This is a genomic window from Rahnella victoriana (genome assembly GCF_004330295.1).
In the GTDB taxonomy this organism is placed as follows: domain Bacteria; phylum Pseudomonadota; class Gammaproteobacteria; order Enterobacterales; family Enterobacteriaceae; genus Rahnella; species Rahnella victoriana.
Window position 1 is genome coordinate 1 of record NZ_SJOJ01000046.1, and the last position, 13,744, is coordinate 13,744.

Below are 13,744 nucleotides of genomic sequence, written 5' to 3' on the forward strand. Positions count from 1 at the left end.
TGGCTACACGGAGTTAAAATTCCCACCAAAATAATTTTTTATCAGTATTTAGTCAGCTATCTCATCAATATTACATTTCATCTTATCTATCAATGACCTGATCACTATTCATCTGGTTTTATCCCGTTTTGGAATAATTTTTCTCCCGGTTTACTCTTCCTGTGTAGACGTTTTATTTACTCATCACTCAGGAAAGGAGCCTCCATGAACAAAGCACAAAATTACACCGACTGGCATCAGGCAGACATCATTGCGGCATTGCGTAAACGGGGTACGACGCTGGCAGCGGTATCGCGCAGTGTGGGATTGAGTTCTTCGACGCTATCGAATGCGCTGTCGCGGTCATGGCCGAAAGGGGAGAAGGTGATTGCACAGGCGCTGGATGTGCATCCGAGCGTGATCTGGCCGAGCCGTTATTTTGATGCGCGGGGAGAGCTGGTGAAGAAGATTCTGCGATGAATATGTGGCGGGATAAGGTCTCTCCGGCTTGAAAACAAAAACGCCGACTTCCGTCGGCGTTTCCATTTACTCAAAAATCACTCCTTCCAGCCGCCCCCTAATGCTTTATACAAACTGATGTCCTGATTCAGTTGGGCAAGCTGGGTGGTGATCAGCGTTTGCTGAGCAGAATACAGGGAGCGTTGCGCGACCAGTACGCTCAGGTAGTTGTCGACTCCGCCTTTGAAGCGCATCTGCGAGAGATCGTAATTGCGCTGGTTGGCGTCGGCGTCCTGCTGGCGCGCCAGCAATTCGTCTTTGTAAGTCGCCTGTCCGGCTAAGCCGTCGGACACTTCTTTGAACGCCGTCTGAATCGCTTTCTCATAATTGGCTATATCAATTTTCTTAGTGTCTTTTGCGATGTCGAGATTGGCCTGATTCACGCCGCCGTCGAAGATTGGGATATTAATCGATGGCATAAATGACCACGCACCGGTGCCGCCGTCGAACAGTTTACTCAGGCTGCCGCTTTCGGAACCGGCGGTGCCGGTCAGCGTGATGCTCGGGAAGAACGCCGCTCGCGCTGCGCCGATATTGGCGTTAGCCGCTTTCAGCGTATGTTCCGCCGCAATAATGTCCGGACGACGGGTCAGCAGGTCAGAGGGTAATCCGGCCGGTGTCTGCGGGAATTTCCAGTTCTGTTGCAGGGTGGCATCCGCCAGCAGACGCGGCGGAATGGTGGTGCCGACCAGCAGCGTCAGCGCGTTCACATCCTGACGAACCTGACGCGTGTACTGGGCGATATCGGCCTGTGCCGCGCGTACCGTGGTTTCGGCCTGCACCAGATCCTGCGAGGTGCTGATGCCGGAATCGTAGCTGCGTTTGGTCAGTTCGTAGGATTTGTTCTGGCTGTCGGCGGTGCTGATCGCCAGTTTCAGCAGATCGTTATCCGCCGCCAGGCTCAGGTAGCCGGAAGCCACTTCAGACACCAGCGAGATTTGCGTCGCGCGCTGCGTCGCCTCTGTCGCCAGGAAGGTTTCCAGCCCCTGATCACGCAGGCTGCGCACGCGGCCAAACAGATCCACTTCATAGGACGTCACGCCGAGATTGGCGCTGTATTGCTGATAGGTCACCGGCCCGGTGCTTTGTGTCGAATACAGTCCGCCCGGCAGATGCTGGTTGGTTTCACCGGCGCTGGCGTCGAGCGTCGGCAGCAGGGCGGCGCGGTCAATCTGGAAGGCTGCGCGGGCAGTATCGACGTTTAACGCCGCGACCCGAAGGTCGCGGTTGTTCCCGAGAGACATGCCAATCAGCTGGTTCATCGCCGGTTCATTGAAGAACGCCTTCCAGCCGATATCCTGCGCAGCGCCGGTTTTGGCACCGTCCCAGTTGCTGGCGACCGGCAGCGCAGGGCGCTGATAATCCGGCTCCATCGTACAGCCCGCCAGCAGGGTGAGTGAAAACGCGCCGATAAGTGACAGCGCGAAATGCGGTTTATTCATGGTGTGTTGCCTCAGACGCCGGAAGCGCCTTCTCTTGTTTTTTCGATTTGCGGGTAAACAAATTCACAATCGTCACGTAGAACATCGGGACGAAGAAGATCGCCAGGAAGGTCGCCGTAATCATCCCGCCAACCACGGCGGTACCGATGGAGTGCTGGCTGCCCGCGCCCGCGCCGCTGGAAATCGTCAGCGGGAATACGCCGAGGATGAAGGCCATCGAAGTCATGATGATCGGCCGGATACGCAACTTGGCCGCTTCGATCGCCGCTTCCGTCACCGACATGCCTTCATTCTCATGCAGCTCTTTGGCGAACTCGACAATCAATATGGCGTTCTTCGCCGCCAGCCCGACGGTGGTTAACAGGCCGACCTGGAAGAAGACGTCATTCGACAGCCCGCGCAGCAGCACGGCGCCGATGGTGCCTAAGATCCCCAGTGGCACCACCAGCAGGACGGAGAACGGAATCGACCAGCTCTCGTACAGCGCCGCCAGACACAGGAACACCACGATAATCGACAGGCTGTAAAGCGCTGGCGTCTGTGAGCCGGAAAGTTTTTCTTCATAGCTCAGGCCGTGCCATGCCACTTTGTAACCCGGTGGCAGTTTGGCCGCGATTTCCATCACTGCGTCGTTGGCGTCCCCCGAGCTGTAACCCGGTGCCGGTGCGCCCATCAGTTCGACGGATGACACGCCGTTGAAACGCTCGTAGCGCGGTGAGCCGTAGACCCATTTGCCGCTGCCGAAGGCGCTCCACGGCACCATGTCGCCGCTGGAATTACGGAAATACCAGTTGTTCAGATCTTCAGGCGTGACGCGGGATGCCGCCTTGCCCTGGATGTAAACGCGCTTCACGCGGTTGTTGTACATGAACTGGTTCACATACGCCGAACCCCAGGCCGCCGACAAGGTGTTGTTGATGTCGTCGAGGCTCAGGCCCAGCGCCTGTGCGCGTTCATCGTCGATTTCGAGCTGATATTGCGGCTCATCTTCCATGCCGTTCGGGCGCACGGCGGTCAGACGTTTGTCCTGCGACGCCAGTTGCAGGAACTGGTTACGCGCGGCCATCAGCGCCTCATGCCCCTTGCCGTTGGTGTCCTGCAGGAAGAAGTCGAAACCGGTGGCGTTACCCAGTTCCATTACCGCTGGCGGCACGAAAGCAAACACGCGGGCGTCTTTGATGGTGGCGAAATGCGCCATCGCACGACCGGCCAGCGCCTGAACTTTCTGCGCGGCGTCCGGACGTTTCGCCCAGGTTTTCAGCTGCACGAAGGCAATCCCGACGTTCTGACCGCGACCGGCGAAGCTGAAACCGTTGGCGGTGAACACCGAGGAAACAATGCCGCCTTCCTGCGTCATCAGGTATTCACGCACGTTATCCAGCACCTGCTGGGTACGTTCCGCTGAGGCGTTGGCGGGCAGGGTGGCCTGAACCAGCATCACGCCCTGATCTTCATCCGGCAGGAAGGTGGTCGGCACGCGGGTGAACATAAAGCCGGTGCCGATCACGATCAGCAGGTAGATGCCCATAAACAGACGGCGGCGGGAGATCACCGTGCCGACGGCGCGGGTGTAGCGCATCGCTCCTTTGTCGAAGTTACGGTTAAACCAGCCCGCAAAGCCTTTCTGCGATTTTTCCTCGTCGTTGTGCCGGATGATGGTGGCACATAGCGCCGGGGTGAAAATCAGCGCCATCAGCACGGAGAGCGCCATCGCAGACACGATAGTGATCGAGAACTGACGGTAGATGATGCCGGTCGAGCCGCCGAAGAAGGCCATCGGTACCAGTACCGCAGACAGCACCAGCGCGATACCAAACAATGCGCCCTGAATCTGTTTCATCGATTTTATGGTGGCTTCTTTCGGCGGCAGCTTATCTTCCGTCATCACGCGTTCGACGTTTTCCACCACCACGATGGCGTCATCCACCAGCAGGCCGATGGCCAGCACCATCCCGAACATGGTCAGGGTGTTAATGGAATACCCCGCAGCCGCCAGAATGCCGAAAGTACCGAGCAGAACCACCGGCACCACCAGCGTGGTAACCAGCGTCGCGCGCAGGTTTTGCAGGAACAGCAACATCACGCAGAACACCAGCACGATGGCTTCGATCAGCGTTTTCACCACTTCTTCAATCGACGCACTGACCACCGGTGCGGTCTGATACGGGAACTCAACTTTCACGCCTGCTGGCAGGGAATCTTCCAGCCCGGCGACGGTGGCTTTCACGGCTTTATCGGTATCCAGCACGTTCGCGCCGCTCGCCAGACGCAGGGCGATAGCGGTGGACGGTCTGCCGTTAAAGGTGGAGGAGATGGAATAACTTTCCGGCCCCAGATCCACGTTGCCGACATCGCTGAGACGCACCTGCGAGCCGTCGGCGTTCACTTTCAGCAGCACATTTTTGAACTGATTAATGCTGTCGAAACGGGTTTTACCGATGATGGTGGCGCTGAGTTTGCTGTCTTTGACCGTCGGCAGTCCGCCGAGTGAACCGGACGACACCTGCACGTTTTGCGCTTCAATCGCCGCGCTGACGTCACTTGGGATCAGCTGATATTTGTACAGTTTTGCCGGATCGAGCCAGATACGCATCGCGTATTCTGAACCGAGCACCAGGAAGTCACCGACGCCTTTGGTACGCACGATCGGGTCTTCCAGTTTGGTCACCAGCAGGTTACTCAGATCCGAGTTACTCATTTTGCCATCGGTCGAAATCAGGCTGACCAGCAGCATGAAGTTGGCCTGATATTTGGCAATACGGATCCCCTGATTGACCACTTCGGTCGGTAACTGCGATTCGGCCAGCGAGACTTTGTTCTGAACCTGAACCTGCGCGATATCCGGGTTAGTGCCCTGATCGAAGGTGGCAATAATGGTGGCGCTGCCGTCGCTGTTACTTTGCGATTCGATATAGCGCAGGTTATCCAGCCCGTTCAGTTGCTGTTCAATAACCTGAACCACGGTGTTCTGCGCGGTTTCCGCCGAGGCACCCGGATAGGTGACGCTGACGGAAATCGCCGGAGGCGCGATATTCGGGTACTGGTTGATCGGCAGTTTCATGATCGACAGCGCACCGGCGATCATGATGACGATAGCGACAACCCAGGCGAATATGGGGCGATTAATAAAGAAAGTAGACATTCAGCTCACCTATTGCGCGGAAGGATCGGTCATCGCGAGATTAGCCTGTTCGGCAGGGGCACTGGCTTTGCGCTCGGTGGCATTCACTTTGGCGCCCGGCCTGACGTTCTGTAATCCGTCAGTGATCACTTTGTCGCCGTCATTCAGACCCTGATTCACCAGCCAGTTACCGTTCATCATCTGACCGGTGGTGACGGAACGCTGCTCGACGGTGTTATCGGCTTTCACCACATAGACATAAGGCGCGCCTTTCACGTCATGCATGATGGCTTCCTGCGGCACAAGAATGCCTTTGTCATCCACACCCTGTTGCAACTGAGCGTGAACAAACATGCCCGGCAGCAGTTCGTCGTGCGGGTTCGGGAACGAGGCGCGCAAGGTGACGGAACCGGTGCTTTGCGACACGGTGACTTCAGAGAATTCCAGCTTGCCCGGCAGGGCGTATTGGCTGCCATCTTCCAGCGTCAGGGTGGCCTGCGCGGCGTTGTCGCCAGCGGACTGCAACTTGCCGGACGCCAGCGCGCGGCGCAGTCTCAGTAAATCCTGCGAGGATTCGTTGACGTCGACATAAATAGGATTGAGCTGATCGATAGTGGTCAGATACGCGGTCTGGCCGCTGGTCACCAGCGCCCCTTCGGTATACAGCGAGCGGCCAATGTGACCGGAAATCGGCGCGTACACTTTAGTGTATTGCAGGTTTACGCGGGCAGTTTCGACATCGGCGGCGGCTTCGCGCTCGGCGGCGACGGCATCGTCATATTGCTGACGGCTGACGGCCTGAGCATCCACCAGCGGTTTGTAACGGCGGGCAGTGGCATCGGCGCTTTTCCAGGTCGCCATCGCGCGATCGAAAGCCGCCTGATAGGTGGACGGATCAATCTGATAAAGCTGCTGACCGGCTTTGACCTCGCTGCCTTCCACAAACAGGCGTTTCTGGATCACGCCGTTAACCTGCGGGCGGACTTCCGCGCTGCGCACGGCGGTGGTGCGGCCGGGCAGTCGGGTGGTCAGGGTTACGGGCTGGCTGTGTAACGTCACGACATTTACCGCAGGCACCTGCGCTGCCGGGGAAGCAGAACTGGCGGAACCATCACATGCGGAAAGCAGTACAACTGTACTGACAGAAAGTAACTTCAGGCGCATAGAATTCACTCTTTTTGGGGAATTGAGAATAACCATTCTCAACAAGTCCTCCACTATACGAGAGCACCTGAGTTCTCTGTGTCAGGATTTTGTCATCACCCATGTTTCGATGTTTCAAAATATGAGAAGAATGTTGCTGTATAATCCCTTGTTATTATAAGGTTTTAATCTTTTCGTGCAGTGAGATAGGATCGTAAAGTCATTACTTAGTAAACTAATTAATAGACCCTAAGAATAATTATCAGCGGAATATTCTAAAAGTGAATGAATTGTTAGGTGTTAAAAAACTGTGATGCAGATCAAACATATTTATACATTTTAACCTGCTGCTTACCAGAAAAGGCTGAAGGATCCGGGCGACTGCCGTTACCTTAAGGCCCGAGAGCGAGCAGTTCTCACATTTGCTTGTTGCCAGCCGTTCTGAACGACGGCCAGTTGCAACCCCCGTGCCCACAGTCCGATGTGGGCTTTTTTTCGCCTTTACCTTTCCGGCCTTTCTTCGACACAACCTATAGATAAAGCAGATAACTTTACCTCTGTTTACTTGTTGTACTTATGATTCGTGGCGATAATACACGCAGATTTACTAAGCCTTCAGGCCAATCAAAAGGAGTGATTATGAAGACTTTAAAAGTAGCTGCAGCAGCCGTATTACTGGGGACTTTCTCGTTTGGCGCGATGGCCGCTCAGGAAATTACCCGCGACCAGGCAAAGGAATACGAGAAAATCGGCGTCATTAATACCACCGGCGAGGTTTCTTCACCGATGGATGCGAAAGCTGAATTATCGCGTCTGGCTGATGAAAAGGGCGGTAAATACTTTGTGGTGATTGCCGCAGATGAAGCGAACCGCGTGAATGCCACGGCAGACGTGTATAAGTAAGTTTCGCCCCGCATCAGTGTCCGCAGCCGGAACATATCAGCTCTTCCCCCGTATGTTTCCGGCTGAATTTTCACTTTTGGCTTTTCCTCCCCCCCTCACCTGTTTCCCGTCCGCAAAACTGTGATCCCTTTCATACTCCTGACTGCTATGTCTATACAACTATACATTCTGTGACTTAACTCAATTATCGGCTTATTTTTAGCCAGCGAACTGAGGGAAGACAGATGATAAAACTTGGCAGCAAGGTTCACGATCTGGGTAAAGCCCTGATGACGCCTATCTCGGTGATTGCCGCCGCCGGGATTTTCTTAGGTCTGGCAGCCGCATTGCAGAACCCGGCGGTCACGGGTGAAGCCTTCACGCAGATGAAAACATTGCAGCTGGTGATCGGCTTCATCCGTCAGGTATCCGGGGCGCTGTTCGCCAACCTGCCGCTGTTCTTTGCTGTCGCGACCGCCATGGGGCTGGCCAATGCAGAGAAGGCCACTGCGGCCTTTTCCGCCGTGATCGGCTTTGTCGGGCTGCACGTCGGGGTGAACTACAGTCTGCTGGCGCAGGGGATTACGCCGGAAACCATCACGGTCGCCAGACTCACAGCCAAAGGCATGACGGAAAGCGACGCGATGATTTATGCCGCCGAGTTCACCAACACGCTGGGGATTTTCACCTACAACATGAGCGTGCTGGGCGGGGTGCTGGTCGGTTTGATCACCATGTGGCTGCATAACCGGTTTTACACCATCGTGCTGCCAACGGCGGTGGCGTTTTTCGGCGGTCGTCGTTTTGTGCCGATCATTACCGTGCTGGTGCTGCCGATCGTCGGTGTGTTGCTGTCGCTGATCTGGCCTGCCATCGCGCAGGGGATCCAGTGGATCGGCGAGCTGATCGGCCGCACGGGGGAGATCGGTACCTTTATTTATGCCACGTCTGAACGCTTGCTGATCCCGACCGGGTTGCATCACATCATCAATGAAACCGTGCGCTTCACGCCGATCGGCGGGGTGACCACGGTCGATAACCAGAGCATTGTCGGCGCGCTGAATATCTTCAACGCCGCGCTGGCGAATCCGGGAATGATCCCCGATGCGGTCACGCAGCAGGCAACGCGTTTCCTGGCGCAGGGGAAAATTCCGGTGATGATGTTCGGCTTACCGGCAGCGGCGCTGGCGATGTATCACTGCGCGCGGCCGGAACATAAAGGCCGCGTGAAAGCCCTGATGCTGGCGGGCGGGCTGGCGTCGTTTACCACCGGGATCACGGAACCGCTGGAGTTCTGCTTTATTTTCGTCTCGCCGGTGCTGTATATCCTGCATGCGGTGCTGACCGGGTTGTCGTTTGTGCTGATGCAGATGCTGCATGTGATGATCGGTAACGTACAGGGCGGGGCGATCGACTTCCTGATCTTCGGCGTGCTTGGCGGCAGCCGTACACACTGGTGGTATCCGCTGATCCTCGGGTTGATCTATGCGCCGCTGTATTACTTCACTTTCCGCTGGGTGATCCTGCGGATGCAGATCAAAACGCCGGGGCGTGAAGACGAAAACGATGCGGAAGAACGCGCGAAACCGGCGCAGGGGACGGGCGAAAAAACCAAAAATATCATCATCGGGCTGGGCGGCGAGGGGAATATCACGGCGGTGGATTGCTGTTTCACCCGTCTGCGCGTGAAGGTGAAAGATATGACGCAGGTGCAGGATGGCACATTAATGAAAACCGGCGCGGCAGGCGTCAAGCGCATCACCGACACGGACATCCATGTGATTTACGGCCCGCAGGTCGAACAGGTGGCGAATCTGGTGAAAGCGGAGTTGTCGGGCATCGCCTGACGGCCGTCAGCTTTTGACTTTGGCATGGACGCTGAAGCCATAGTTTTTCTGGTTGTAATAGACATCAGAGACTTCGAACAGCGTGCCGTCGGTGAACGAGACGATGGCATGAGAATGCAGCACCGGCTGGTCGCGGGACAGATTGAGCGCGAGACGGATTTCGTTGGACGGCAGTTCTGCCGAAATCAGTTTGGTGCTGCCTGCGGGCTGAAAACCTTTTGAGCGGATATACGCGTACTTTGACGATGTCATGGCGGCGCGGGTGATATCCGGGAAGCGGTCGCACATCATCCAGCATTGCTCGTAAACAAACGGCTCATCGCCCAGCAGTCGCAGGCGGATCATAAAATAGACTTCGGTGCCGGCGGCAATGTTCAGCTCGCGGGCGATCTCTTCACTGGCGGGCAATCGGCGAAATTCCAGCACCTGATTTTCAATCCGCTGGTTACTTTCCTGTGCCACTTCGCTGGCGGTCAGATGCCGGTCGAGAGGCAGGATGATCTTCTGCTGTTTTGGCGGTTCGACCACAAAGGTGCCGCGGCCGCGAAACCGGGCCACACGCCCCTGACGCACCAGATAATCCACGGCTTTACGCGCGGTCATGCGGGACACGCCATAAATCTCACACAGTGCCGCTTCGGTCGGGATCGGGTCACCGGGTCTGATGTCGCCTGCACTGATTTTTTCGGTCAGTTGCTGCTCAATCTGCAGGTAAAGCGGTGTGAACGAGTTTTTATCTATCTTCATCAAACCTGACCTCCGTTCCCTAAAAAATACCTTAAGAATAATTGTATAGACGGCTATACATTTGAGCCAATCAGGCCGTTGATTTTCTGTCCGAAATGGGTTTCAGCACACAAAAAAGAAAGGTTGCTGACATCAGCAACCTTTCTGCATTTCCACGCGACCGCCGTAGGTCAGGCGTTATTCAGGCATCAACGGGCTGGAAGTGAATCCGCACGGACCGTTTTCCTGATTCCTGAACCGCCAGCAGTGCTGATGGTATTTCGCGACCGAATTACGGTGCGCCACGCTGATGACCGAGGTTTCCGGCAATTCACTCAGCAGCAGAGCGTATACCTGTTGCTCGGTTTCGTCATCCAGTGCGCTGGTGGCTTCGTCGAGGAACAGCGTATCCGGTTTGATCAACAGGGCGCGGGCAAAGGACAGACGCTGTTGTTCACCCGGCGACAGGCGCTGGCTCCAGTTGGCGTAATCATCCAGAATTTCTACCGCCGCCAGATGCGGCAGACGGCATTGCGTCAGCACTTCCTGCAGACGTTCATCGGTATATTCACGGCTGGCATCGGGGTAACTCAGCGCGTCGCGCAAGGTACCAATCGGAATATAACTGCGCTGCGGCAGGAACAGATAACGCTTGCCTTCCGCCAGCGCAATATTGCCCGAGCCGTACGGCCAGATACCGGCAATGGCGCGCAGCAGGGTGGATTTACCGCAGCCGGAAGGCCCGGCGATCAGCACACGTTCGCCCGGTTTCATTGCCGCAGAAATATCGCAGAACAGCGGATTGCCGTTCGGCAGGTTCAGCGTCAGCTTATCGAGTTGCAGGGCATGTTCCGCACTCTTACCGACGCGGATCCCACGCGGCTGAGCGTTCACCTGATCGATGGCCGCATTAAAACCGGCCAGACGGTTAACGGTGGCTTTCCAGTTCGCCAGATCGGTAAAGGCATCGATAAACCAGGACAACGCGCCCTGTACCTGACCGAACGCCGAGGAAATCTGCATCAGCGCACCCATCTGGATCGCGCCGGAGAAATAGCGCGGCGATGCCACCAGGATCGGGAAGATGTTGGCAAACTGCGCATAAAAGTTGGAGGCCACGTTCAGGCGACGGGTCACGCGCATGATTGACCACCAGTTGGTTTTGATGGATTCAAACTTGCCGGTCAGCTGGTCGTGCTCGTTTTTCTCACCGTGATACAGCGCGATAGCGTCGCTGTTTTCGCGGATACGGATCAGGCCAAAACGGAAGTTCGCCTCGAACCATTCCTGATTAAATCCGAGTTTTACCAGCGGCTTACCGATATACCAGATAATGAAGGAACCGATGGCGGCATACAGCAGCGCGAACCACAGCATATAGCCGGGGATTTCAAAATGATGGCCTGCCAGCATAAAGTTCAGCGGTCCGCTGATCGACCACAAAATAAACACGAAGGAGAACAGCGTGACCACGCTCGACAGCAGGCCGAGTACCAGAGACAGGGTTCCACTGGTCAGGGCATTCAGGTCGTCGGAAATACGCTGATCGGGGTTATCCACCTGATGCTGGTACTCCGTGTAATAATAGGCGTGATTGGTCAGCCACTTCTCCATATACTCTTCGGTCATCCAGCGCCGCCAGCTCATTTGCAGGCCCTGCGTCAGGTAGACACGGTAGATGGCAATCACGATAAACAGCAGCGCCAGCCAGGTAAATTTCCACAGCTGGGCTTTGAAAACCGGATAGTTTCTGTTTTGCAGCGCGTCATAAAAAACGCGGTTCCATTCGTTAAACTGCACGCTGAGGTATACACCGGCCAGCGAAAGGATGATGATCGTGGTCAACATGCCCCAGGCACGCCACTTTTCTTCTGAGCGCCAGTAAGGCTTAATTAACTGCCAGACGGCGCCCCATTGCGCCGATTTCCCAGGAATTTTAGTCATAATAGCCATGTGTAATCGATATGTTGTGAATCCAATCATCCCAGAATGAGTGCCTCAGTGCGATAGGGCAATGAGCCACTTGTAAGGATGTTTTTCCAGCACGAAGCTCTGTAGACCACAAAAGTAGAAGGATGTTTGATGAAAGTCGCAGTGAATTTACTGCTGGTGGCAGGATGTTTTGCCAGTGTTCAGGCGTTTGCTCAGATTGATGAACCTGATATTGAGGCCGACTGTGTCAAAGCAGGCATTTATGCGTCTGCCGGCAAAGTGGCTTATTCGCAGGGCGATATGGGCAAAGCGCGGGAAATTTTCCGCAATCAGGTGGCATGGAGCGAGTTTTGTCACAAGCCGCAGGACCAGATCGCCACGGCCTACAACAACATCGCGCTGACCTACATTAAGCAGGGCGATCTGCTGAAAGCCAAAGCCTGGCTGATGCTGGCGCCTGCTGACAAAAAATCACAATACAACCTGAGTCTGATCCAGCCAAAACTGGATGCCATGCCGCCGTCGCAAAGTCCGGCCGGGCTTTACTGGCAATACGCCGGTTTCGGCAGCTGGAATCTGCTGGAGGTCAAAGCGGAAGAAGCGCAGTTTAAAATCGATTTCAGCGGACTGTATATGGGGCAGATGTCGTTGTATTACGGCCCGAATATCGGTGAGTTTTCGGTCGTCACAGCGATTAAAGACAATCACGCCGTCTATCATGAAACCGACGACGCCTCCGCCGGTGGCGGTGAATGCAGCGTGGAGATGAACTTCGCCCCGCAGAGCGTTAACTTGCACACCCTGAATGACTGCGGTTTCGGCCACAACGTGCGCGCCGAAGGCGAGTTTGTGCGGGTGACGCCGTAAGTTTTGCTCATTATAACTAACCCGCCTCAGGCGGGTTTTAACGTCATTGCCAGTCGGTGTAATCCGCTAATATCGACGGTTTGTTCCGCAATCCATAAACTGCGGTTTGCTTGCAGATTCAGCCAATATTCGGCAGAACTGCCCAGCACGGCCGCGAGCTTTACCGCCATTTCCGGTGTCACTGCCATCTTCCCGCTCACAATACGCTGTGCAGTAGAGGGCGCTATGTGCAGTGCGCGGGAAAATTCACGCACACTGACATTCAGTTCCTCAAGCGTTTCTGCAATAAGCTCACCGGGGTGGGGGGGGTTATGCATATTCATCAGTGATAATCCTCATAATTGACGATGTAAGCATTTCCATCGATAAATTCAAAGGTAAGACGCCAGTTGCCAGAGACCGTTATTGCCCATTCCCCCTTTCGCGAACCCGCGAGGGCGTGCAACAAATAGCCAGGCCGGTCAATATCCTGAACAGCCTGAGCCGAATGGAGGGTGGCAAGCCTGAGTCTGAGTTTTTTTGCGTGTTCCGCATTAATGCCTGCGGTTGAACCCGAAGTGAAAAACCGGCGCAGTCCTTTATGTTTAAAATCCTTAATCATCGGAAGTATCCTGCGTGTTGCGCCTCACGCAACAGTATAACGGGTGCTGCGTGAGGCGCAACACACTTTTGCCAAAATGAACGGTCAGAGTGGCAGGCGAAAATTCTTTGCGTTATTACGCCTTAGGTTCCACCACATAAGGGCCGAAGCGGTTATCCTCCGGATCGCTTTCAAAGAACATCAGGATAAAATTGAAAATCGGGCACAGCACCCACCAGCCGCTGTATCCTGCATCGTGATTACGACGCACGGCTAATGCCAGGCTGGGAAGGAAAATGAATAATGAGTAAAGCAAAGACGTTAAATATTCATCACCAAACATCAGGGCAATAATGCTCACGCCAATTGAAATAAGAATATTGAATAACACGAACCACCAATATTCTCTGCGCCGGGCGCGACCAGAAAAATTAGCGTAGTTTTTTAATGCCTTTAAATACCAGTTCATAATAATCCTTTATTAATTAGATAAGGTACATCCTCTGGCTGAATAGCAGCAGATATTGACCTTTTTGGGTTGGGCCGCAGGAGTTTATTATGAGAGCCGCGAGTGTTCAATGAAGGGATGATGTGACTAAAAATGATTTAAGTGGTTTTATAGAAAATATTTTTTATAACTGAGTGATTTTTATTATCTGGCTGGTTTCTTAAATTTCTAAAAATAAAATCAAGGCAGGAGAGTTTC

At 54.7% G+C, this 13,744-nt stretch carries 12 protein-coding genes; 4 read left to right on the forward strand and 8 right to left on the reverse strand.

The window, feature by feature from the left end; translation table 11 throughout:
• The first annotated feature begins 204 nt into the window (after positions 1-204).
• Positions 205-459 carry a helix-turn-helix domain-containing protein gene (locus EYY67_RS23805; protein WP_119822874.1) on the forward strand — a complete coding sequence of 85 codons (255 nt, stop codon included), beginning with the start codon at positions 205-207 and terminating at the stop codon, positions 457-459.
• A 77-nt stretch (positions 460-536) separates the two neighbouring features.
• On the opposite strand, the gene EYY67_RS23810 is transcribed toward EYY67_RS23805, so the two are convergent.
• From EYY67_RS23810 to EYY67_RS23820, 3 genes are read right to left on the reverse strand one after another with little or no spacing between them, the layout of a single operon-like run.
• The gene (locus EYY67_RS23810) at positions 537-1,940 is read right to left on the reverse strand and encodes an efflux transporter outer membrane subunit (protein WP_131694547.1); all 1,404 of its coding nucleotides are present in this window, start codon (positions 1,938-1,940) and stop codon (positions 537-539) included.
• Complete coding sequence (locus tag EYY67_RS23815; RefSeq protein WP_119822871.1) at positions 1,933-5,082, reverse strand: efflux RND transporter permease subunit; 3,150 nt, start codon at positions 5,080-5,082, stop codon at positions 1,933-1,935. The genes EYY67_RS23810 and EYY67_RS23815 overlap by 8 nt, the downstream gene beginning before the upstream one ends.
• Positions 5,083-5,091: 9 nt before the next feature.
• Positions 5,092-6,225 (reverse strand): efflux RND transporter periplasmic adaptor subunit, encoded by a 1,134-nt coding sequence (locus EYY67_RS23820; protein WP_131694548.1) that lies wholly within the window; start codon positions 6,223-6,225, stop codon positions 5,092-5,094.
• 618 nt (positions 6,226-6,843) lie between these two features.
• Here EYY67_RS23820 and EYY67_RS23825 point away from each other — a divergent pair.
• Together EYY67_RS23825 and EYY67_RS23830 are read left to right on the forward strand one after the other, a co-directional pair.
• A complete protein-coding gene (locus EYY67_RS23825) occupies positions 6,844-7,107 on the forward strand; it encodes a YdgH/BhsA/McbA-like domain containing protein (RefSeq protein WP_095923280.1) in 264 nt (87 codons plus the stop codon).
• Positions 7,108-7,331: 224 nt separating this feature from the next.
• The gene (locus EYY67_RS23830; RefSeq protein WP_095923279.1) at positions 7,332-8,933 is read left to right on the forward strand and encodes a PTS transporter subunit EIIC; all 1,602 of its coding nucleotides are present in this window, start codon (positions 7,332-7,334) and stop codon (positions 8,931-8,933) included.
• Positions 8,934-8,939: 6 nt separating this feature from the next.
• On the opposite strand, the gene EYY67_RS23835 is transcribed toward EYY67_RS23830, so the two are convergent.
• Together EYY67_RS23835 and EYY67_RS23840 are read right to left on the reverse strand one after the other, a co-directional pair.
• Entirely contained in the window at positions 8,940-9,680 is a 741-nt protein-coding gene (locus tag EYY67_RS23835; RefSeq protein WP_119822865.1) for a GntR family transcriptional regulator, read from the reverse strand.
• Positions 9,681-9,857: 177 nt separating this feature from the next.
• On the reverse strand, positions 9,858-11,612 hold the full coding sequence (locus EYY67_RS23840) for an ABC transporter ATP-binding protein/permease (protein ID WP_095923277.1): 1,755 nt from the start codon (positions 11,610-11,612) through the stop codon (positions 9,858-9,860).
• Positions 11,613-11,741: 129 nt separating this feature from the next.
• Here EYY67_RS23840 and EYY67_RS23845 point away from each other — a divergent pair, with 129 nt between their 5' ends.
• Entirely contained in the window at positions 11,742-12,458 is a 717-nt protein-coding gene (locus EYY67_RS23845; protein ID WP_095923276.1) for a tetratricopeptide repeat protein, read from the forward strand.
• A gap of 26 nt (positions 12,459-12,484) precedes the next feature.
• On the opposite strand, the gene EYY67_RS23850 is transcribed toward EYY67_RS23845, so the two are convergent.
• The 3 genes from EYY67_RS23850 to EYY67_RS23860 form a co-directional block, all read right to left on the reverse strand.
• Positions 12,485-12,781: a HigA family addiction module antitoxin gene (locus EYY67_RS23850; protein WP_095923275.1), complete on the reverse strand. Its 297-nt coding sequence runs from the start codon at positions 12,779-12,781 to the stop codon at positions 12,485-12,487.
• Positions 12,781-13,059 (reverse strand): type II toxin-antitoxin system RelE/ParE family toxin, encoded by a 279-nt coding sequence (locus tag EYY67_RS23855; RefSeq protein WP_095923274.1) that lies wholly within the window; start codon positions 13,057-13,059, stop codon positions 12,781-12,783. Before EYY67_RS23855 ends, EYY67_RS23850 begins: the two co-directional genes overlap by 1 nt.
• A gap of 115 nt (positions 13,060-13,174) precedes the next feature.
• Entirely contained in the window at positions 13,175-13,507 is a 333-nt protein-coding gene (locus tag EYY67_RS23860) for a DUF805 domain-containing protein (RefSeq protein WP_131694549.1), read from the reverse strand.
• Between the last annotated feature and the right edge of the window lie 237 nt (positions 13,508-13,744).